Genomic DNA, 20,105 nt, shown 5'->3' on the forward strand with positions numbered 1-20,105 from the left:
AGGCGGCCTCCGGGCCGCCTCTTTCTACTTGCGGGCCTTCAGGAGTTCCAGGGCCTTGTCGGCGTGGGCCCGCATGTTCATCTCGCTCTTGACGACGCCGATGATCTCGCGCCCGGCGCCGATGATGAAGGTCTTGCGCTTGGTCGGGACGATCGTGATCTTGCGGCGCACCCCGAACACCTCGGCGATCTCGCCGCCCGTGTCCGACAGGAGCGGGTACCCGAGCGAGTGCTTGCGCGAGAACTCGGCCTGGCGCTCGACGGCGTCCGTGGAGATGCCCACCGGGGTCGCGCCCAGTTCGCCGAACTCGGCGGCGAGGTCCCGGAAGTGGCACGCCTCGGCGGTGCAGCCCGCCGACATGGCGAGCGGGTAGAAGAAGAGCACGACCGGGCCGTCCTTGACGAGGTCGTCGAGGCTGCGCGGCGCCCCGGTCTCGTCGTCGAGGGTGAATGCCGGGGCGGTGTCGCCGATGTCCATGGAGCCCAGTCTATCCACGCGCGGTCCGCGGCGGGCCGGTCCGATCCGTGTCGATAGGGGGGTGATTGCGCTCCGCACCACAATATAGATACACTCGAATATAGCAATTCGCGTCAGCAGCAGTCCACAAGATCGCGCGCGGGCTCGCGGGCCTGGTTGGGAGCGCTCCAGAACCGGCAGAGGAGTAACTCCATGTCCACCACCGCCACGGCGGCGCTCGGCGGCAGACGCCGCCGCATCGCCGCCGTCATGTCGATGGTGCTGGCCGCAGTAGCGGCCATGACCATCTCGACGCTGTTCACCAAGAGCGACGCGGAGGCCCACGGCGCCACCGTGTTCCCGGGCTCCCGCCAGTACCTGTGCTACTTCGACGCACTCGGCGGCACCGGCGCGCTCGACCCGTACAACGAGGCGTGCCAGTCCGCGCTGGACCAGGGCGGGGCCACCCCGTTCTACAACTGGTTCGGCAACCTCGACTCCAACGGCGCGGGCCAGACCGTCGGGTACATCCCCGACGGGCAGATCTGCAACGGCGGCGGTCGCGGCCCGTACGACTTCTCGGCGTTCAACGACGTCGGCGACTGGCCGAAGACCCACGTCACCGCGGGCGACACCGTCCAGTGGCGCTACAACAACTGGGCCCACCACCCGGGCCGCTTCGACCTGTACATCACCAAGGACGGGTGGGACCCGACCCAGCCGCTGGCCTGGGACGACCTGGAGAAGTTCCAGACCTTCACCAACCCGGCGTCCAACGGCGGGCCCGGCAGCAACGACCACTACTACTACGCGAACCTGACGCTGCCGCAGAAGTCCGGCTACCACATGGTGTTCACGCACTGGGTGCGCTCGGACTCCAACGAGAACTTCTACGCCTGCTCCGACGTGCAGTTCGACGGCGGCAACGGCGAGATCTCGGGCGTGCGCCCCGGCACCTCGTTCCCCGGCAACGACGGCGGCGTCGTGGACCCGCCGACCTCCGAGGACCCGACCGACGACCCGACCGACCCCGGCACGGGCAACCCGTCCGGGATCTGCGCGGCGACCGCGTCCGTCTCCTCCTGGAACGGCGGCGCGACGGTGAACATCACGGTCAAGAACACCGGGACCACGGCGATCAGCAACTGGATGGTCCACTGGATGTGGCCGCCGGGCTCGGGGATCACCATCAGGGACTACTGGAGTTCGACGATAACCACGATGGGCGACATGCAGATGGCCGGTCCGGCCGCATGGAACGGCACGATCAACGCCAACGGCACGGCGACCTTCGGCTTCAACGTCACGGGCACGCTGACCACCATGCCGACCATGGACTGCATGCAGGGATGACAACGCGGTGATCGCTCCGGGTGACGCCTGCACGGCGGAAACCTGAACGATCGTCGAAAAATCACCGCTTCGGCTCCTCCCCCGGGTACCCCGCTGGAATACTCCATTTCAGCAGGTCTTCCGGGGGAGGAGCCATGTCAGCAGCCACTGCGGCCGTCGAACCGGCCGCGTCATCGGGTTCCATGTCGGCGAACACGCGCGCCGGCGCCGTCATCCAGTACTACATCTCCAGCCAGGTCGACGCGCTCAACCGCGCGATCGCCGCCACCGAACGGCACGCGCCCGGCTCCGCCGGGGGCGTGCGCGCCGTGATCCACCGTCTGCGCACGGCGATCCGCGGCTACGAGCACCTGTTCACCGCGACCCCGCACGGGGGCCCGCAGCTCGACCAGCTCCTGTCCGCGCTCAAGCACACCGAGGACCTGGAGCGCCTCCGCACCCACTTCGCCGACCGCTTCGACCAGCTCGGCCTCACAGTCGCCGAGTACCCGAAATGGTATGGCGCCCTTGACGAAGAGGTCCGCGAGTCGTACCGGCAGATCGAGCGCGTGCATTCGCAGGCGTGGGTCGCGGCGCTGCTCGGCCAGGTGCGGATGTTCGCCGAGCACGCGAAGTTCACGCGCGACGGCGACAAGCCCGCGTCCTCGCTCATGGGGGTCATCTCCAAGGCGAAGATCCACCTGCTCGACACGTACGTGAAGATGAGCCACGCGACCGACCTCGTGGCCGCGAGGGACGAGATGCGCACCGCCGCCCGCGACGCGCACTTCCTCACCGAGGCGGCCTCACCGGCACTGGGGCGCAGCGCCGAGGAGGTCATCGTCCCGGTGTCCGATCTCGGCCATCTGCTGGTCCAGTACCGGCAGGCCGTCGTGGCCCGCAACTGGCTCCTGCGGCTGCCCGGCGCCGACCGCGCCGACCGGCTCACCGCGAGCCTCGCGGACCTGGAGAAGGAGCACCTGCACCAGCTCGGCGAGCAGATCGACCAGGCGACCGCGGACATGATCGACCGCTGGCAGTAAGGGGACACGCGAACGGCGGGCGCTCACCAGAGCGCCCGCCGTTGTCGTGTCCTGACTACTTCCCGCGCAGGACCGACGCGAGGTTGTCGAGGCCGATCGGGCCCAGGTTCAGGGCCGCGGTGTGCCACGCCTTCAGGTCGAAGTCGGCGCCTGCGGCGGCCTTCGCCTCGTCGCGCGCGGCGATCCAGGCCCGCTCGCCGAGCTTGTAGCAGATCGCCTGGGCCGGCCAGCCCGCGTAGCGGACGATCTCCGGGTGGGCGCGGTGCTCCGCGATGCGGCCGCGGGTGGTGAGCACGTCGAGCGCGACGTCGAAGTTCCAGGTGTCGCCGTGGCGCTTCGCCTCCGCGGCGGGCAGCGGCAGGCCGAGGTGCCAGCCGACGTCGATGACGACGCGGGCGGCGCGCAGCGCCGAGCCCTTGAGCATCCCCAGGCGCGTGCCCGGTTCGGTGAACCAGCCGAGGTCGTCGGAGAGCCGCTCGGCGTACAGGGCCCAGCCCTCGGCGTGGCCCGAGACCGAGCCGAAGACCTTCGCGAATCGCGAGATCCCGTCCCCGGCGACCTTCGTCTGCCCGATCTGGAGGTGGTGGCCGGGCACGCCCTCGTGGAAGACCGTGGTCAGCTCGGCCCAGGTGCGGAACCGCTCGCGGTCGGCCACGGGCCACCAGGTGCGGCCCGGGCGCGTCAGGTCCTCGGAGGGGCCGGTGTAGTACGCGGACCCGGCCGAGGAGCCGTGCACGAGCTGCACGTCCAGGTTCATCAGCTGCGGGTCGATGTCGAAGTGGACGCCGTTGAGCGCTTCGAGCGCGCCGCGGTGCTTCGCCTGGAGCCACGCGAGGTACTCCTCGGCGGTGTCCACGGCCTGCGTGGCGTCGAGGTGCGCGATGACGTCGCCGAGACCGGCGCCGGGGAGGATGCGCTCGGCCTCGGCCGCCATCTCGTCCTCGATGCGGTGCAGCTCGTCCCACGCCCACTCGTACGCGTCGTGCGGGTCCAGGACCGCGCCGAGCGTGGACCGGGCCGCGAGCAGGTACCGCTCCTCGCCGACGCCGTCGTTCGGGTCGGCGTGCGGCGCGTAGGTCTGCTCCAGGTAGTCCGCGACGGACGCGAACGCGGCGTACGCGGCGTCGGCCGCCTCGCGGAGGTCCTGCGCCTGCGAGCCGTCGCCGTAGGCCGCGACGTGCTTGTCGAACACGCGGGAGTCGGCGTTGCGGCGGGCCTGCTTGGCGCCTTCGAGCGCCTGGCGCAGGGCCACCGTGGTGCCCGCGTCGATCCCGGCGTTCATGGTCTGGCGCCAGGTCGCGAGCATCTCGGGGATCGCGCGCATGCGCGCGGCGTTGAGGCGCCAGTCGGTCTCGGTCTCGCGCGGCGCGAGGTCGATGTAGCTGACGACGTTCTGGAGCATCCCGTAGGGGACCTTCAGGGCGCGGCGCCATTCGCCCGCGTCGTGCTGGTCCACGATGACCTGGAGGCGCTCGGCCATGTGCAGCCGGGCGAGGTCGTCGGCGGGACCGGTGGATTCGAGGGTCTCCAGGCGGGCGAGCGTGTCGCGGCACAGCTGCGCGCGCGCCGCCACGGCGTCGGGTCCGTAGTCGGTGGCGACGCCGAAGTCGCCCGTGATGCCGACGGCGCCGGCGAATGCGGGGTCGAGCCGCGCGTACGAGGTGATGGACTCGTCGGCGAGAGCGAAGATCGGTGAGGTCATGCGCGCTAGCTTACCGCGCGGCTAGGAAACAGATGTTTCAAGATCGGCGTTCACCGTGATCTGGTCGAGACCGTAACCGCGCCCACGAGCGCCGCCAGCAGGAGCAGCGACAGGACCTCGAACGGCAGCACCCACTGCGAGAACACCGCCTCCCCCATCGCGGCCGCGTCTCCCGCGCCGTTCGCGTCCAGGTCGGCCTTCGTCCACCCGAACGCCCCGGTCACCGCCGCCGCCAGCGCCAGCCCCGCGCCGCCCGCGACCGCGGCGCCGGGCCAGCGCGCCCGGTCCAGGTCCTCGGACGGGTCGGTCGGGGCCTTCGTGAGCATCGTCGCGAACAGCAGCAGGACCACGATCGCGCCGACGTATACGAGGACGAGCACCCACGCGAGGAACTCCGCGGCGAGCACGAGCGCGGCCCCGGCGATCCCGGCGAACGCGACGGCGAGCCACAGCCCGGCCCGCACGATCCGGTCGGTGGTGACCACGGCGAGGCCCGCGCCGAGCGCGAGGAGCCCGAACGCGGCGAGCAGCACGTCCGCGAGCGTCACGCGGGCTCCTCGGCAGGCTCGGTGCCTTCGGGGCGCGGGGCGGCGGGCGCGTTCGCAAGCCACTCCCCCAGGTGCTCCTTGTCGTGGAGGAGGTTCCGGATGTCGCCTTCGGCGTACGCGAAGTCGGGGGCCCAGAAGAGGGCGTCGAAGGGGCACACGTCGACGCAGATCCCGCAGTACATGCACAGGGAGAAGTCGATGTCGAAGCGGTCGAGGACGTTGACCTGGCGGGGCCGGGCGGCTCCCTCCACTTCGACGGTCTCCTTGTGGGAGTCGATGTAGATGCACCAGTCGGGGCATTCGCGGGCGCACAGCATGCAGGAGGTGCAGTTGCCCTCGTGGAGGGCGATGACGCCGCGGGTGCGTTCGGGCAGTTCGGGTTCGCGCTCGGGGTACTGGCGGGTGACCGCGCGTCGCGTCGCTGTGCGCGCGGTCGCGGCGAGCCCGCCGACCAGACCGCTCCCGGGAAGCCTCATGTCCTCATCGTGGCAGACGGGACCGGTGTTTTCCAGTCCGGCGCCGCGTCCGCTGTCCGATTCCCGACTCCCACTGGCCGCACCCGTTTTCCCATGAAAACCCCTGCACCACTGGCGACAGCCGTTACCGTGAGCTCTTGACACGTCACGTCTGCCGGGTGGGTCCCGGCGGCGATCGGGGAGGAACCGTGCCCATGCGAATCACGCAGTCCGTCCGCGGGATGCTCGCGGCGGTGGCGCTCAGCGCCGCGGTCGTGCTGTCCAGCGCCGCTCCGGCGAACGCGGCCATCACCGTCACGCTCTCGCCGACGGCGGGGGCGGTGGGCACCAGGGTGGACGTGCTCGCGTCCAACTGCGACAAGGACGCCACGGGCGACGTGGAGGGGACCGACGTCTCCTTCAAGCTCCCGAAGAACAACAACAACGCGCAGGGCAGCTTCACCGTCACGAACGACCTGAAGCCCGGCACGTACACGATCACGGTGACCTGCGACGGCGACACCGCCTCCTCGAAGTTCACGGTGACGTCGGGGACGGGCGCCTCCACCGGCGGCGGCTCGACCGCCTCGGACGCGGCCACGGTGGTCCTGTGGTCGGGCGCGGCGCTGGTGCTCGCGGCGGCCGCGGGCATGTGGCTGCTGAAGCGCCGCAGCGGCGTCACGGCCGCCTAAATGGACACCGAGCCTCCAGGGGCGGATGAACGTCAGCCTGAGAGGCCCTGCCACCGGCCGGAACCCGCGTTCCGGCCGGTGGCGGCTGTCGTGCTCTCGCTCGTGCTCGCCGGGGGCCTGGGGCTCATGATCGGGAGCGTGACGCCGGTGCCGTCCCTGCGCTGGCCGGAGTTCCACTCCCCCTTCGACGACGACCCGTTCGCGGTGGCCGACCCGGCGGGCGGGGACTGGCTCGACCGCTCGGAGCCCACGCGCGTGGACATCGACCACCTCGACGTGCACGCCCCGCTGACGGCCCTGGGCCTGGACTTCCGCGGGAACTTCGAGGTCCCGGCGATGTGGCGCCCGCAGGACGCGGGCTGGTTCGAGCCGGGCCCGACGCCGGGCGAGTTCGGGCCGACGGTCCTCATGGGGCACGTGGACACGAAGAAGGGCCCGGCGGTGTTCTACTCGGTGAAGCGCCTGGAGGAGGGCGACGAGATCGAGGTGACCCGCGAGGACGGCATCGTCGTGGTCTACGAGGTCACCGGCGTCGAGTCCTACCCCAAGAAGCGCCTCCCCTACGAGGACGTGTTCGGCATCGGCCCCGAACCGGTCCTGCGCCTCATCACCTGCGGCGGCGAGTTCGACCGCGACGCGGGCGACTACACCGAGAACGTCGTGGTCTTCGCAGACTACGCGGGCCACCACCAGGCCACCGAGAAGGAGCTCGCCCGCCCCCTGAACGGCAGGAACGACTTCAAGGACCGGGACTGAGCCTCACCGTTGGTCTGCAAATGCTTCACACTGAGAACATGACCGTTAACTTCCGTCCCACTGCAGACGACGCTCGGATCATTCAAAGCTGCGGGCATGAGAAGGAGAGCCCCTCCGACGTGCTTCGGCGGGGCCTACATGCGCTCGAAGAGCTCGCGTTGCGGGAGCAGGCACGTGCCGGCCAGGCACAAGCCAATGCCGAGGTTTCCGAGAGCCGGGCACCGGATAGTGAATCGGGAGAGATCGGCATCGAGACGCATCGGCAGCTGCTAGGAACGCCCTCAGAACCATTCCGCGAACAGGTACGGCGGAAGTTATCCACAGGCTGGAAAATAGTTCTGTGCAAACTCGACCCGGTCTGTGATTGTAGATATCAAAAACACCTGTCTCCGGTGGTGGTGGAGAGGAGACAGGTGGAGCCGGTTCCGGTAGGACTGGCGGTGAATTTGGGAAACCCCGGGGGCCGTCCCCGAAGACCGTGCGGGAGTGCACTCCCGCACGGCTCCTACCGGAAGACACCTCGCGAGGTGAGTAGTACGCGGGCGCGTCGGCAACCAGTCGATGCGCCCGCACCAAACAAACCGATATCCGAACGACGCACCAGCGGGGCCGAATGAGTGGCAGCGCACATCCACGTCGCCGGATAAGGCGACGACGCGCTCGAAGGCTTCCTTCGTCTCTTGGAAGACTTCGGCTCCGGGGCGGGCCCAGAGGGCGTCGTTGAAGAGTTCGACCTCGATGGGGCCGGTGAAGCCGGTGGCGTCGACGTCGGCGAGGTAGCGCTTGAAGTCGATGCAGCCGTCGCCGAGCTGGCCGCGGCCGGTGAGGACGCCCGCGGGGAGCGGGGTGACCCAGTCGGCGAACTGGAAGGACGCGATGCGGCCTTCGCGGCCCGCGCGCGCGATCCCTTGCCGCACTTGCGGGTCCCACCAGATGTGGTAGGTGTCGACCACGACGCCGACCGCTTCGGGGGCGAAGGGCGCGGCGAGGTCGAGGGCCTCGGCGAGGGTGGTGACGACGCAGCGGTCGCTGGCGAACATCGGGTGGAGCGGCTCGATGGCGAGCGTGACGCCCTGCGCGAGCGCGTAGGGGGCCAGCAGGTCCAGGGCCTCCTTGACGCCTTCCCTCGCGGTGTCGATCGTGCCGCCGTCGGGGATGCCGCCCGAGACGAGCACCAGCGCCGGGGCCCCCACGGCCGCCGCCTCGTCGATCGCCTTCTTGTTGTCGGCGATGGACTCCGGGGTCGGGTCGGTGAAGAAGCCGCCGCGGCAGAGGCTCGTGACCTCGACGCCCGCGTCCTTCACGAGCTTGGCCGTGGCCTCGACGCCCATCTCCTGCAACGGCTCGCGCCACAGGCCGATCCCGGCCCCGGCGCGGGCGCAGGCTTCGACGGCCTCGCGCTGGTCCCAGAACTTCGCGGTCGCGTGGTTGAAGGAGAAGCGGTCCGCGGCGCTCATGCGAGGGTCCGCTTCGGCTGGCCCGCGGTCTTGAGCAGGGCGTTGAACCGGTCGATCGCGAGGTTCTCGTCGGGGAAGAGCTTCACTTCCAGGGCGAGGTCCACGATCTGTCCGAAGTGCTCGATGGAGCGGGCCGATTCGAGGCCGCCGACCATCTTGAAGTGGTCCTGGTAGCCCGAGAGCCACGCGAGGAACACCACGCCGGTCTTGTAGTTGAACGTGGGGGCCTCGAAGACCTTGCGCGCCAGGGGCACCGTCGGGTCGAGGACCGCGTGGAACCCGGCGACGTCGCCGTCGTCGAGCTTCTTGACTGCCTGCGAGGCGAGCGGCGCGAGGGGGTCGAAGATCCCCAGGAGCGCGTCGGAGTACCCGAACTCGTCCCCGGCGATGAGCCGCGGGTAGTTGAAGTCGTCGCCGGTGTAGCAGCGGACCCCTTCGGGGAGCCTGCGGCGCAGGGCGATCTCCGCGTCGGCGTCGAGGAGGCTCATCTTGATGCCGTCCACTTTGGCCGCGTTCTCGGTGACGATCTCGACGAACACGTCCGCGGCCTCGCCGAGGTCCGAAGTGCCCCAGTAGCCTTCGAGCGCCGGGTCGAACATCGGGCCGAGCCAGTGGAGGATCGCCTTGCCGCTGACCTCGCCGAGGAGCTCGGCGTAGAGGGCCTTGTACTCGTCGGGGCCCTTGGCGCTCGCGGCGAGGGCCCTGGAGCACATGAGGATCGTGCCCGCGCCCGCGTCCTCGACCACCCCGAGCTGCTCCAGGTACGTCGCCCGGATCTCGTCCATGGTGGACGGCGCCGCGCCGAGCTGGTCGGTGCCGACGCCGCACGCGAGGAGGTCGTCGGGCCCGGCCGCTTCGGCGGAGCGCTTGATGAGCTGCTTGGTGGCCTCCCAGTCGAGGCCCATGCCGCGCTGGGCGGTGTCCATGGCGTCGGCGACGCCGAGGCCGAGGTCCCACAGGTGGCGCCGGAACCCGATCGTGGCGTCCCAGTCCACCGCGGCCGGTCGGCCGGGGCCGTTGTCGGCCAGGGGGTCCGCGACGACGTGCGCCGCGGAGTAGATGACGCGGGAGGTGAACTCGCGGGTCACAGGACCAGCTCCTCAAGGTCGATGCGGCGGCCCTCGCGCGCCGAGCGGTAGCCCGCCTCGGCGAGCTGGACGCCGCGGGCGGCGGCCAGGAAGTCGTGGTGCCACGGCTCGTCGTCCACCACGTGGCGGAGGAACTCCTCCCACTGGAGCTTGAAGCCGTTGTCGAACACCTCGTTGTCGGGCACCTCGTGCCACTGCTGCCGGAACGGGATCGGCTGGTCGATGTCAGGGTTCCACACCGGCTTCGGGGTGTGCGCGCGGTGCTGCGCGCGGGCCTTGCGGAGCCCTGCGATGGCGGAGCCCTCGGTGCCGTCCACATGGAACTCCACGAGCTCCTCGCGGTCGACGCGGGTGGCCCACGACGAGTTCATCTGCACGACGGTGCCGTCTTCGAGCTCGAAGATCGCGTACGCGGCGTCGTCGGCGGTGGCCGCGTAGGCGTTGCCCTGCTCGTCGAAGCGCTCGGGGATGTGGGTCGTGACGTTCGCGATGACCGACTTGATCGGGGACCCGAACGTGCCCTCCAGCAGGTACGACCAGTGCGGGAACATGTCGAGGACCATGCCGCCGCCGTCTTCGGCGCGGTAGTTCCAGGAGGGGCGCTGGGCCTCCTGCCAGTCGCCCTCGAAGACCCAGTAGCCGAACTCGCCGCGCACGGACAGGACCCGCCCGAAGAAGCGGGAGTCGACCAGGCGCTTGAGCTTGCGCAGGCCGGGCAGGTAGAGCTTGTCGGCGACCGCGCCGTTCTTGACGCCGGCGTCGCGGGCGGTGCGGGCCAGCGCGAGCGCGTCCTCCAGGCTGGTGGCGATCGGCTTCTCGGTGTAGACGTGCTTGCCGGCCTTGATCGCGGAGTTGACGGCGGCGAGGCGGTGCCGCGTGGTGAGCGCGTCGAAGTAGACGCCGATCGACTCGTCGTTCAGGGCCTCGTCGAGGCTGGTCGTGTACTTGTCGAGGCCGTGGCGCTCGGCGACCGCCTTGAGCTTGTCCTCGCTGCGCCCGACCAGGGTGAGCTCGGGCCAGATGACGCCGCCGTCGGCGCGGGGGACGCCGCCCTGCTCGCGGATCGCCAGGAGCGACCGCACGAGGTGCTGCCGGTAGCCCATGCGCCCGGTCACCCCGTTGAGGGCGATGCCGACGGTGATTCTCTCTGCCATAGGGATCTGCTCCAGACGATAAGGCAAGCGCTTTCATACAGTCTTGTGAAGCATACAGCACACTCGGTCCCGTTTGAAAGCGGTCTCTAGACAGATTTACACACGTGAATGCGTTGCGTCCAGGTCCGGATACGGCGAAAACCCCGCTCCATTCGGAGCGGGGCCTTCGCGGAAGCGTCTAGAGGTACTGCTCGCTGATGCCGGTGACCTCTTCGGCGGGCGCCCAGATCTGGTACACGCCGTTGTCGTAGGGCTCCAGGCCCAGCGAGCGCGCCACGTCGGAGCGGCCGCCGGAGTACTCCAGGCGGTACCACTCGCCGGAGGCCCCCAGCAGCAGGAACGGCTCCCCGCGCCAGGTGCAGACCGTGCGCACGTAGAAGAAGTCCTCCAGCTCGCCGATCGGCACGCCGCGGCGGTACCGGCCCTCGGCGACCTGCACGAACCCGTCGCCGCCGGTGGGCGAGTAGAGCCGCACGTGGGCGCCGTCGGGGCTGGAGTCGTACTCGGCGCCCTTCCAGCGGGCGATGTAGCCGTCGCGCATCAGGCGTCCTTCCAGTCGCTGGAGCGGTGGTCGAGGACCGAGGCGGCCCGGTCCTCGGGGTTGGGCCGCACCAGGTCGTAGTGGCCGTCGGCGTCGCCCCAGGCGTCGCCGAGCGCGCTGTCGTAGCCGCCTGCCGCGCCGCCGCCGTACCCGAACGCCTCGCCCATCGGCCCGGCGGGCGGCGGGCCCGACGGCTCGGGGGCGGACGGCAGGGCCGGGACGGAGGGCGCCTCGATCGCGGCCGGGCCGCCGAAGGCGCCGTCCACGGGCGCCCACTCGCGGGTGTCCGAGTCGTACTGCGCGATCTCGGTGACCTCGCCGCGCGAGTCGATCCGGAGGATCTTCGCGCCGTGCGGGAGCCGCACCGAGTCGACCTTGTGCTCGGGGATGCGGTCCTCGGGGGACTCCGAGGGCGCGAACCCGTCGCCGCGGAACGGGCCGGGCTCGACCACGGTCCCCCCGCGGGACTCCGCGGTCGGGAAGTCGTTGCCGCCGATGGCCGCCGGGTACAGGTCGGTGCGGTAGCCGGTCCAGCGGAGCACGTGCACCGAGTCGTCGGTGGGGCTGAAGTCCTCGCTGGAGCGGATGAGCCCGAGCGCGAGGTACAGCTGCGCGGGCGTGCGCAGGTGGTCCACGGCCTCGGCCGGGTGGACGAACCCGCCGACGCGGTCGTACCCGCGCTCCAGGTAGAACGGCACCTGGTGGTGCGGGATGGTCTTCTGCCACAGCACGGGCTGCACGCGGTGCGCGGGCGAGGCCGCGCGCGCGGCGGCGGCGTGGCGCTTCTCCATCTCGCGGGCGAAGACCAGGAGGTCCTTCGCCTCGGCCCACTTCAGGAGCGGCTCGATCTCGGGGCCGGACATGTTCGCCCCGACCTCGGTGCCGGGGTTGACGTACAGCGCGTAGTCCTGGCCCGGCCAGTGCTGGATGAGCCACCCGAACGGGACCGTCGTGTGCGCGGTCTCGCCGCCGACGCGCTCGGCCATGCGGGCCTCGGTGGTGTACACCGTGATCCCGATGTTGCCGTCGACGATGTCGCTGGACCACCGGAACGCCGGGTCCCCGACGCGCAGGTGCGCGGCCTCGGGGTCGGCGATCGGGAGGACCACGCTGGCGCACAGCAGGGTCTGGAGGAACCCGGCGGTGTCGCCGGAGGTGGCGGCCTCGGCCAGGAGCGGCTCGGCGGCGTCGCCGTCCAGCTCCACGGGCTGCGGCGCGGCCGACGCCCGCGGGGCGGGCTCGGGCGCGGCGGGCCTGCGGCCGAAGGCGCTCGACATGGACGCGAACGACTCGGCGGTGCGCTGCTCCTCCTCCTGCGCGGCGGGCGTGCCGAACGCGTCGCCCGAGGAGTAGGTCTCCGGGTACGCGACCGGCGCGGGCTCGCGCGTGGGGAGCGCGGCCTGCGAGTCGGACTGCTGGTCGCGCAGCCAGTCCGGGGCGTCGGGCCACTGGTCCTGCGGGGACGGCCAGTGCGGCTCCGCGGGGAAGGCCCCCTCTTGCGGCTGCGACCCGTAGCCCTGGGGCTGCGAGCCGAACTGCTGCGGCTGGGAGCCGTAGCCCTGGGGCTGGGACCCGAAGCCCTGCGGCTGCGAGCCGAAGTTCTGCGGCTGGGACGTGTAGCCCTGGGGCTGCGAGCCGAAGCCCTGCGGCTGCGACCCGAACGACTGCTGCTGCGGCGTGTAGTCCTGCGGCGGCGGCTGGTACGACTGCGCGGGCGACTGGAGCGACTGCTGCGACTGGAACTGGCCGCTGAATCCCTCCGGCTCGGCGTCCTCGCGCGGCGGCTGGCGCAGCGGCAGTCCGGCCGAGGTGGTCCCGCCGACCGTCGACGCCTGCTGCGCGGCGGACCCGTTCAGGTCCGAGGAGCGGCGCGGCGCGGGCGGCACGTCGGGGATCGGCGGCGGCGGGGGCATGAAGCTCTCGCGCTGCGGCGGCGGCGCCTGCGGGGCGGCCGCGATCGGGTTCGCGAACGGGTCGGACTGGCCGTCCCCGAACGGGTCCCGGCGGGTCGCGCCCGCGAAGCGGTCCTCCCGGTACGGCTCCGGCGCGGCCGGGGCCTGCGGCTCGGGGTCGGCCGGGACGGTCGTCATGCCCTGGGCGACTTGGGAGACGAACCACGCGGGCAGGTAGCCCTCGATCGGGAGGCCCGGGTTGACCGCGAGCCACCACTCCTCGTCGGGCCACGACTCGGCGAGCGACGCGAACGTCACCCTCCGCGACGATCCCGCGTTGTCGCGCAAGCAGACCTGAAGCGCGGACTCCGACGTGAACGCGAGGATATGGGTGCGATCGTCCGTGGTCCACGTGGCCCACGTGTCGGCGCCCGTGCCGTTCACTCCCTCATAGGACAGTGGGAGGACAAGTTCGATCTGCGCCAGGATCCGGAAGTATCCGTCCTGGTCCTCGGCTCGCAGTGCTTCTCGGAGTCGGTGCTCGATCTCGTTACTGGGTTCCCACATCGATCCCACTCAGCCCTTCCCCCCTACCGGTCTTGGATGGGGCGGTGTCGAGCGAACGCGGCGTCCCCTCGCGATGGTCACCGTAACGCGAGGGCGTTGTCAAGCTTCGTTCAGTAGGCCAAAAATAACGAAATCATAAAGACGAACGCGTGTCATTCCCACGCTGTGGGCCTGTCGCTGTGTAACGATCCCGCTCTGATGGGGAACCGCGCTGCTCGATACGTGATGGCCTGCGTCTGCTCGACGCTGTTGGCGCTCTTGCTGTCCGCACCCGTCGGGGGCGCCGCGCCGGTCCCCTGGCAGGTCGCCGCGGCCGGAGCGCCCGCCGCCTGGGCCACGGCGAACGGCGACGGCGTCGTCGTGGCCGTGGTCGACTCCGGCGTCGACGCCGACCACCCCGACCTCGCGGGCGCGGTCCTCCCGGGCCGCAGCTACGTCGACCTCGACCCCGGCGCCGAACCCCGGCTCCTCGCCTTCGGTTCGGAGGAGAGCCCGGTCTACGAGCGGGCCTTCGGCCAGGCCGACCCGGTCGGCCACGGCACCGCCGTCGCGAGCCTCATTGCCGGGCGCGGCACCGACGGCCACCCCGGCATGGCCCCCGGCGCCGCGATCCTCCCCGTGCGGGTCCTCGACGACGAGAACAAGTACCACGACTCGGCGATGGTCGGCGCGGCCGTGAAGTGGGCCGTCGACAACGGCGCCGACGTCATCAATCTGTCGCTCGGCGGCCACTACGACTCCGCGCCGTTCGCCGAGGCCATCGCCTACGCCGAACGCAACGACGTGGTCGTGGTGGCGTGCACCGGGAACCGCGGACAGGACGACACCGGGGAAGAAGAGGTGTGGTTCCCCGCCCGCATCGACGAGGTCCTGGCGGTCACCGGCACCGACGACCGCGGCCAGCGCTGGCGCACCGCCGTCACCGGCGAGGCCACCGACCTCGCGGCGCCCGGCGCGGACCTGAGCGCCGCCGACGCGACCGGCGGGCACAAGACCGTCACCGGCACCTCGTTCGCGTCGGCGATCGTCTCCGGCGCCGCGGCGCTCGTGCGCTCGGCCCACCCGGACTGGTCCGCCGACCAGGTCCGGCGGGCGCTCACCTCCACGGCGAAGCCCGGGGACGCGGACCTCGGCGCGGGGATCGTGGACGCGGGCGCGGCCGTGGCCGCCGACGTCGCCCCCGAAGCGGAGTCCGAGCAGATGCCCTCGATCTGGAGCGCGGCCGCCACGGCCGCGGGCGGCGGCCTCCTCGGCGGGGCCGCACTGCTGCTGCGAGGCCGCAGGCGGTTGCCGGTGCGCCCGCGTACCATTGCCGGGTGACCGCCGCCGCCGCGAAAAAGGGCAAAGAAACCGAACTGGCCAAGAAGCGCCGGGCCCGCGTCATCGACCGCCTCCTGGCCGCGGCCCACCCCGACGCCCACTGCGAGCTCGACTACGCGAACCCGCTGGAACTCGCGGTCGCCACGATCCTGTCGGCCCAGTGCACCGACGTGCGCGTCAACCTCACGACCCCGGCGCTGTTCGCGCGCTACCGCGACGCCGCGGACTACGCCGACGCGAACCCCGAGGACGTCGAGGAGCTGATCCGCCCCACGGGCTTCTACCGCAACAAGACCCGTTCGATCATCGGCCTCGGCAAGGCCCTCGTGGAGCACCACGGCGGCGAGCTCCCCGAAGGCATGGACGACCTGGTGAAGCTCCCCGGGATCGGCCGCAAGACCGCGAACGTCATCCGCGGCAACGCCTTCGGCGTCCCGGGCATCACGGTCGACACCCACATGATCCGGATTACGAACCGCCTGAAGCTCGTGGACGGCAAGGACCCCGTGAAACTGGAGTTCCAGCTCCAGAAGCTCATCGAGCACCGCGAGTGGACCATGTTCTCCCACCGCATCATCTTCCACGGCCGCCGCGTCTGCATCGCCCGCAAGCCCGCGTGCGGGGCGTGCTCGCTCGCCGCGCACTGCCCGTCGTTCGGCGAGGGCCCCACGGACCCCGCCGAGGCCGCGAAGCTCCTCAAGGGCGACAACGTGGAGCAGCTGATCAAGCTCGCGGGCATCGAAGACGCGGTGAGCGCGTGAGGCGGCTCCTCGCGGCCCTGCCGCTGCTGCTCCTCGCCGCCTGCACCGGAAACCCCTCGGACTCCCAGACCCCGCGCAGCGCCGACGAGCCGAGCTGGTCCGTCCCGTGCGACCCCGGGACCACCCCCGTCGAAGGCGTCGGGGAGCTCGAACTCGACTGCCTCGGGGACGGCGCCCCGACCGCGGTCGGCGCCGACGGGAAGCCCCTCGTGGTGGTCCTGTGGGCGAGCTGGTGCGTCCCGTGCCAGGCGGAGGCCCCCGAGATCGAAGCGTTCTTCCAGGCCAACGGCGACCAGGTGGGCGTCCTCGGCGTCGACACCGCGGACACCGACGACGCCGGGCGCTGGTTCGCCGACGACTTCGGCATGACCTTCCCGTCCGTCGCCGACCCCGACGAGGCCGTCCGCATCGGCCTCGGCGTCCCCGCGCTCCCCGGCATCGCGCTCGTGAACGCCGACGGCACGGTCGCCGAGCTCATCGTCCAGCCCGGCGTCACCGCAGAGAGCCTCGCCGAGGCCGCGGGCGTGGCGTTCGGCCTGGAGCTGGCGTGACCGACCCCCATACCAGCGACGTCAACGACCGCGACCTCCACGACCCCGGCTGGTGGCGCCCGCTCCTGAAAGCGGCCGCCGAAGCCCAGGGCCCCACGGCCGAACGCGTCATCGAAGGCCACCTGCGCCCCTACGACGAGGAGCACGCGCGGACCGCCTCGGTCCTGGTCCTCCTGTCCGACACCGCCACCGGCCCCTCGGTCCTGCTCCAGCAGCGGGCCGCGACCCTGCGCCACCACCCCGGCGAGGTCGCGTTCCCCGGCGGCGCCGCCGACCCCGGCGACGCCGACAGCGCCGCCACGGCCCTGCGCGAAGCGGCCGAAGAGCTCGCCGTCGACCCCGCCTCGGTGCTCGTGGGCGCGACGCTCCCGCCGCTGTGGATCCCCGTGTCCGGCTTCGCCGTCACGCCCGTCCTCGCACTGTGGCGCCGCCCGCACACCGTCGCCCCGCAGGCCGCCTCCGAAGTGGCCGCCGCCCACCAGGTCCCGCTGCACGTCCTCGCCGATCCCGGCTCGCGCGGCACCGTCGGGTACCCGTCGGGCCGCAGCGGACCGGGCTTCCAGGTCGCGGGCGTGCCGCTGATTTGGGGGTTCACCGCCGGGGTACTGTCGTGGCTACTGGACCTGGGCGGCTGGTCCCGGCCCTGGGACCGGAGCCGCACGATGGAACTCGAAGGGCGCTAGCGCTCAAGCGATTGCGGGGTGGCGATGAGTCCGAGCGGTTCGGGCCTCCTGGTCGACGTCGTCATCGTGCTCCTGGCGCTCCTGTTCGCGATCAACGGCTACCGGCAGGGCTTCATCCTCTCGGCCGCCACGTTCCTCGGCTTCCTCGGCGGCGCGCTCCTGGGCATCCAGGTCGCCCCGTGGGCCGCGGACTTCTACCAGGAGCCGCTCGCCAAACTCGTCGTCGCGCTCGTCGTCGTCTTCGCGCTCGCCCTCGGCGGGCAGGCCCTCATGACCGCGATCGGCTACCGGCTCCGCAAGAAGCTGAAGTCCAACGGCTCCAGGCGCGTCGACCACTACCTGGGCCCGGTCATCTCGATCGTCGCGGTCCTCCTCGTCACCTGGATGGCCGCCGCGCCGCTCGCGAGCCTGCCGCTCCCGGCCATCGCCGGCGCGGTCCGCAACTCCTCGATCGTCGGCGGCATCGACGACAACATGCCCGAGGCGGTGCGCGGCGTCTACGACCGGCTCCGCGAGTCCCTGAACACCACGGGCATGCCGAACATCTTCTACGGCATCGACCCGACGCAGGTCCGCGACGTGCCCGCCCCGGACCCCGAGCTCGCCGCGTCCTCGGTGGTGCGGAACGCCGAGGAGTCGGTCCTCAAGGTCCACGGCTCGGCCCCCTCCTGCGACCGCCAGATCGAGGGCTCCAGCTTCGTGTACGCCGACGGCCTCGTCGTCACCAACGCGCACGTCGTCGCCGGGACCGACGACGTCCGCGTCGAGTCCGACGGGGACCTCCTCGAAGCCGAGGTCATCGTCTTCGAGCCGGACAAGGACCTCGCGATCCTCCACGTCCCCGACCTCGACGCCGACCCGCTGCCCGTCAACGACGACACCGCCGAGTCCGGCGCCGACGCGATCGTCCTCGGCTACCCCGGCGGCGGCCCCTACACCGCGACCGCGGCCCGCGTCCGCGAGGCGCGCGTGGTCACGGGCCCCGACATCTACGACGACGGCACCGTCACCCGCGAGGTCTACCAGCTGTACGCCACGATCATCGGCGGCAACTCCGGCGGCCCGCTCCTCAATCCGGACGGCGAGGTCATCGGCGTCGTGTTCGCCGCGGCCGTGGACGATCCGGAGACCGGGTACGCGCTCACCATGGACGAGTCCGCGGCCGTGCTCGACGCCGGACTCACCGCGAGCGGGTCCGTGGGGACCGGTTCGTGCACGTGAGATGTGCGATCTTGGGGATTCTCTCCATTGCCGGATGTTGGGCCTGACGTCACAATGCGGGTAGGCTGTAGCGGTCGCCGTCGACGCTTTCCGCTCCCCGGAACGAAACCCCTGCTGAGACGGCGCGGCGAGTCTCACGCGGTGACGCTCGGAACGGACGGAAGCCATTCATTCGGATACGAATGTCGATTCCGGCGGCGACGGTGCGCATGTGGATTTACGGGGGTCTCGCTCCCGCAATGCGGACAAGAGGCATAGACTCAGTACTTGCACTAGCGGTGCGTTGAAGAAAGGTGCGAACGGACATGGAAGACGTATTGGCGAGGGCCGCCCTGTTCAAGGGGGTCGACCCCGAAGCTGTCGAGTCGCTCATCAAAGAGATGGAGTACGTCGACATCAACAAGGGCCAGACCGTCTTCACCGAGAACGAGCCGGGCGACAGTCTGTACATCGTCATGTCCGGCAAGGTGAAGCTCGGGCGCCGCTCCGCCGACGGCCGCCAGAACCTGATCGCAGTGATGGGCCCGTCCGACATGGTCGGCGAGCTCGCGCTCTTCGACCCGGGACCCCGCACCGCCACCGCCACCGCTCTCACCGACACCCGCATGGCCCGCCTGTCCAAGACCGCCCTGCGGCCGTGGCTCGCGAACCGGCCCGAGATCGCCGAGCAGCTCCTGCGGGTGATAGCGCGCCGGCTGCGCCGCACGAACGACTCGATGGCGGACCTCATCTTCACCGACGTCCCCGGCCGCGTCGCCAAGGCCCTGCTGCACATGGCGAGCCGCTTCGGCACCCGCGACGGCGGCGTCCTGCGCGTCACCCACGACCTCACCCAGGAGGAGCTGGCCCAGCTCGTCGGCGCCTCCCGCGAGACCGTGAACAAGGCCCTCGCCGACTTCGCCGGCCGCGGCTGGCTGCGCCTGGACGGCAAGAGCGTCATCATCATGGACCCGGAGCGCCTCGCCCGCCGCGCGCGCGTGTAACGCTTCCGGTCGAACTTCGGGGCCCCTGGCGACGCCGGGGGCCTTCGTCGTACCCCAGGTAGTGCGCCTCATCACCTCCGTCACCGCCCTTGGCCGCATGGACGCCCGCAGGTCCAGCCGTTTAGACTTCCCGTAACCATCCCGGAGTCTGACTGAAGGAGCGTTGTGGCAGGGCAACTGAACGTCGAAGTCGTGGCAGTCGACTCGAAGGTGTGGTCCGGCGCGGCCGAGGCCGTGTACGCCCGCACCACCGAAGGCGAACTGGGCATCCTGCCCCGCCACCAGCCGCTGCTCGGCGAGCTCCGCATCGACAGCACCGTACGGGTGCAGCCGGTCGGCGGCGGCGAGCTCGCCTGGAAGATCGAAGGCGGCTTCCTGTCGGTCACCACCGACGGCGTCACCATCCTCGCCGAGACCGCCGAAGCGGTCGCCCCCGCCTCGGCCTGACCATGCTGAAGGCACTGCTGATCGTCGCCGCACTGGCGGCGGCCGTCGCGGTGTTCCTCGTGCTGACCTACGTCCGGCGCTCGATCCTCTCCCGCTCCGGCTCGGTCGCCATGGCCGCCCGGCTGTCGCGGCACATGGAGGGCCGCGGCTGGGCCCCCGGCTTCGGCGTCTACGAGCGCGGCACGCTCCGCTGGTACCGGATGTTCTCCCTCGCGTTCGGGCCGCGCTACGCGCTCTCGCGCCAAGACCTCCAGATCGCCGACCGCCGCGTCCCCGCCGGCCCCGAAGCGCAGATCTTCCCCCCCGAGGTGGCGATCCTCCGCTGCAAGAACGCCGCCGGAGACGTCGAACTCGCCATGACCACCTCGGCCGTCACCGGCTTCCTCTCATGGCTGGAGGCCGCCCCGCCCGGAGCGGCCTTCTACTCCGACCGAGACTGACCGCGATGCCCGCCCC

Annotated in this window: 20 protein-coding genes and 1 pseudogene; 12 read left to right on the plus strand and 9 right to left on the minus strand. The window is 71.1% G+C overall.

Translation table 11 applies throughout. The annotated features are described in order from the left end of the window. Window positions 1-24 precede the first annotated feature (24 nt). Window positions 25-477 (minus strand): peroxiredoxin, encoded by a 453-nt coding sequence (locus AB0A65_RS17510; protein WP_359952311.1) that lies wholly within the window; start codon window positions 475-477, stop codon window positions 25-27. A gap of 192 nt (window positions 478-669) precedes the next feature. Between AB0A65_RS17510 and AB0A65_RS17515 the strand changes: the two genes are divergently transcribed. Both AB0A65_RS17515 and AB0A65_RS17520 read left to right on the plus strand, forming a co-directional pair. Then, on the plus strand, window positions 670-1,809 hold the full coding sequence (locus tag AB0A65_RS17515) for a lytic polysaccharide monooxygenase (RefSeq protein WP_359952313.1): 1,140 nt from the start codon (window positions 670-672) through the stop codon (window positions 1,807-1,809). Window positions 1,810-1,943: 134 nt separating this feature from the next. Continuing rightward, entirely contained in the window at window positions 1,944-2,831 is an 888-nt protein-coding gene (locus AB0A65_RS17520; RefSeq protein ID WP_359952315.1) for a hypothetical protein, read from the plus strand. 55 nt (window positions 2,832-2,886) lie between these two features. On the opposite strand, the gene AB0A65_RS17525 is transcribed toward AB0A65_RS17520, so the two are convergent. From AB0A65_RS17525 to AB0A65_RS17535, 3 genes are read right to left on the minus strand one after another with little or no spacing between them, the layout of a single operon-like run. Further along, the gene (locus AB0A65_RS17525; protein WP_359952317.1) at window positions 2,887-4,533 is read right to left on the minus strand and encodes a DUF885 domain-containing protein; all 1,647 of its coding nucleotides are present in this window, start codon (window positions 4,531-4,533) and stop codon (window positions 2,887-2,889) included. 50 nt (window positions 4,534-4,583) lie between these two features. Next, on the minus strand, window positions 4,584-5,081 hold the full coding sequence (locus AB0A65_RS17530) for an NADH-quinone oxidoreductase subunit J (RefSeq protein ID WP_359952319.1): 498 nt from the start codon (window positions 5,079-5,081) through the stop codon (window positions 4,584-4,586). After that, window positions 5,078-5,557 (minus strand): 4Fe-4S binding protein, encoded by a 480-nt coding sequence (locus tag AB0A65_RS17535; RefSeq protein ID WP_359952321.1) that lies wholly within the window; start codon window positions 5,555-5,557, stop codon window positions 5,078-5,080. Before AB0A65_RS17535 ends, AB0A65_RS17530 begins: the two co-directional genes overlap by 4 nt. 194 nt (window positions 5,558-5,751) lie before the next feature. Here AB0A65_RS17535 and AB0A65_RS17540 point away from each other — a divergent pair, with 194 nt between their 5' ends. Next, complete coding sequence (locus tag AB0A65_RS17540; protein ID WP_359952323.1) at window positions 5,752-6,228, plus strand: hypothetical protein; 477 nt, start codon at window positions 5,752-5,754, stop codon at window positions 6,226-6,228. Between the two features lie 90 nt (window positions 6,229-6,318). Further along, window positions 6,319-6,984, plus strand: a complete 666-nt coding sequence (locus AB0A65_RS17545) for a class F sortase (protein ID WP_359952325.1) — start codon at window positions 6,319-6,321, stop codon at window positions 6,982-6,984. A 686-nt stretch (window positions 6,985-7,670) separates the two neighbouring features. Here AB0A65_RS17545 and AB0A65_RS17550 read toward each other — a convergent pair. The 5 genes and pseudogenes from AB0A65_RS17550 to AB0A65_RS17570 form a co-directional block, all read right to left on the minus strand. After that, window positions 7,671-8,441: pseudogene (locus tag AB0A65_RS17550) on the minus strand (sugar phosphate isomerase/epimerase family protein); the annotation flags it as partial. Next, window positions 8,438-9,529 carry a dihydrodipicolinate synthase family protein gene (locus AB0A65_RS17555; RefSeq protein ID WP_359952327.1) on the minus strand — a complete coding sequence of 364 codons (1,092 nt, stop codon included), beginning with the start codon at window positions 9,527-9,529 and terminating at the stop codon, window positions 8,438-8,440. The gene AB0A65_RS17555 and the pseudogene AB0A65_RS17550, both read right to left, overlap by 4 nt. Next, complete coding sequence (locus AB0A65_RS17560) at window positions 9,526-10,683, minus strand: Gfo/Idh/MocA family oxidoreductase (protein WP_359952329.1); 1,158 nt, start codon at window positions 10,681-10,683, stop codon at window positions 9,526-9,528. Before AB0A65_RS17560 ends, AB0A65_RS17555 begins: the two co-directional genes overlap by 4 nt. A 178-nt stretch (window positions 10,684-10,861) precedes the next feature. Then, on the minus strand, window positions 10,862-11,227 hold the full coding sequence (locus AB0A65_RS17565) for a hypothetical protein (protein WP_359952607.1): 366 nt from the start codon (window positions 11,225-11,227) through the stop codon (window positions 10,862-10,864). Next, window positions 11,224-13,683: an SseB family protein gene (locus AB0A65_RS17570; protein WP_359952331.1), complete on the minus strand. Its 2,460-nt coding sequence runs from the start codon at window positions 13,681-13,683 to the stop codon at window positions 11,224-11,226. The genes AB0A65_RS17565 and AB0A65_RS17570 overlap by 4 nt, the downstream gene beginning before the upstream one ends. Window positions 13,684-13,932: 249 nt before the next feature. Between AB0A65_RS17570 and AB0A65_RS17575 the strand changes: the two genes are divergently transcribed. The 8 genes from AB0A65_RS17575 (at window position 13,933) to AB0A65_RS17610 (ending at window position 20,089) form a co-directional block, all read left to right on the plus strand. Next, window positions 13,933-15,003, plus strand: coding sequence for a S8 family serine peptidase (locus AB0A65_RS17575; protein WP_359952333.1), 1,071 nt, complete (start codon window positions 13,933-13,935; stop codon window positions 15,001-15,003). Continuing rightward, window positions 15,000-15,764 (plus strand): endonuclease III, encoded by a 765-nt coding sequence (nth, locus tag AB0A65_RS17580; protein ID WP_359952335.1) that lies wholly within the window; start codon window positions 15,000-15,002, stop codon window positions 15,762-15,764. Before AB0A65_RS17575 ends, nth begins: the two co-directional genes overlap by 4 nt. Next, complete coding sequence (locus tag AB0A65_RS17585) at window positions 15,761-16,315, plus strand: TlpA disulfide reductase family protein (protein WP_359952337.1); 555 nt, start codon at window positions 15,761-15,763, stop codon at window positions 16,313-16,315. Before nth ends, AB0A65_RS17585 begins: the two co-directional genes overlap by 4 nt. Beyond that, window positions 16,312-16,998, plus strand: coding sequence for a CoA pyrophosphatase (locus AB0A65_RS17590; RefSeq protein WP_359952339.1), 687 nt, complete (start codon window positions 16,312-16,314; stop codon window positions 16,996-16,998). Before AB0A65_RS17585 ends, AB0A65_RS17590 begins: the two co-directional genes overlap by 4 nt. A gap of 24 nt (window positions 16,999-17,022) precedes the next feature. Then, entirely contained in the window at window positions 17,023-18,219 is a 1,197-nt protein-coding gene (locus AB0A65_RS17595; protein ID WP_359952341.1) for a MarP family serine protease, read from the plus strand. A gap of 305 nt (window positions 18,220-18,524) precedes the next feature. Further along, window positions 18,525-19,202: a Crp/Fnr family transcriptional regulator gene (locus tag AB0A65_RS17600; RefSeq protein ID WP_091052475.1), complete on the plus strand. Its 678-nt coding sequence runs from the start codon at window positions 18,525-18,527 to the stop codon at window positions 19,200-19,202. Window positions 19,203-19,367: 165 nt separating this feature from the next. Beyond that, window positions 19,368-19,649: a F0F1 ATP synthase subunit epsilon gene (locus AB0A65_RS17605; protein ID WP_359952343.1), complete on the plus strand. Its 282-nt coding sequence runs from the start codon at window positions 19,368-19,370 to the stop codon at window positions 19,647-19,649. A 2-nt stretch (window positions 19,650-19,651) separates the two neighbouring features. Beyond that, entirely contained in the window at window positions 19,652-20,089 is a 438-nt protein-coding gene (locus AB0A65_RS17610; RefSeq protein WP_359952345.1) for a DUF2550 domain-containing protein, read from the plus strand. The last annotated feature ends 16 nt before the right edge of the window (window positions 20,090-20,105 follow it).

The sequence above is a fragment of the Glycomyces sp. NPDC047010 genome, assembly GCF_040644205.1.
GTDB lineage: Bacteria > Actinomycetota > Actinomycetes > Mycobacteriales > Micromonosporaceae > Glycomyces.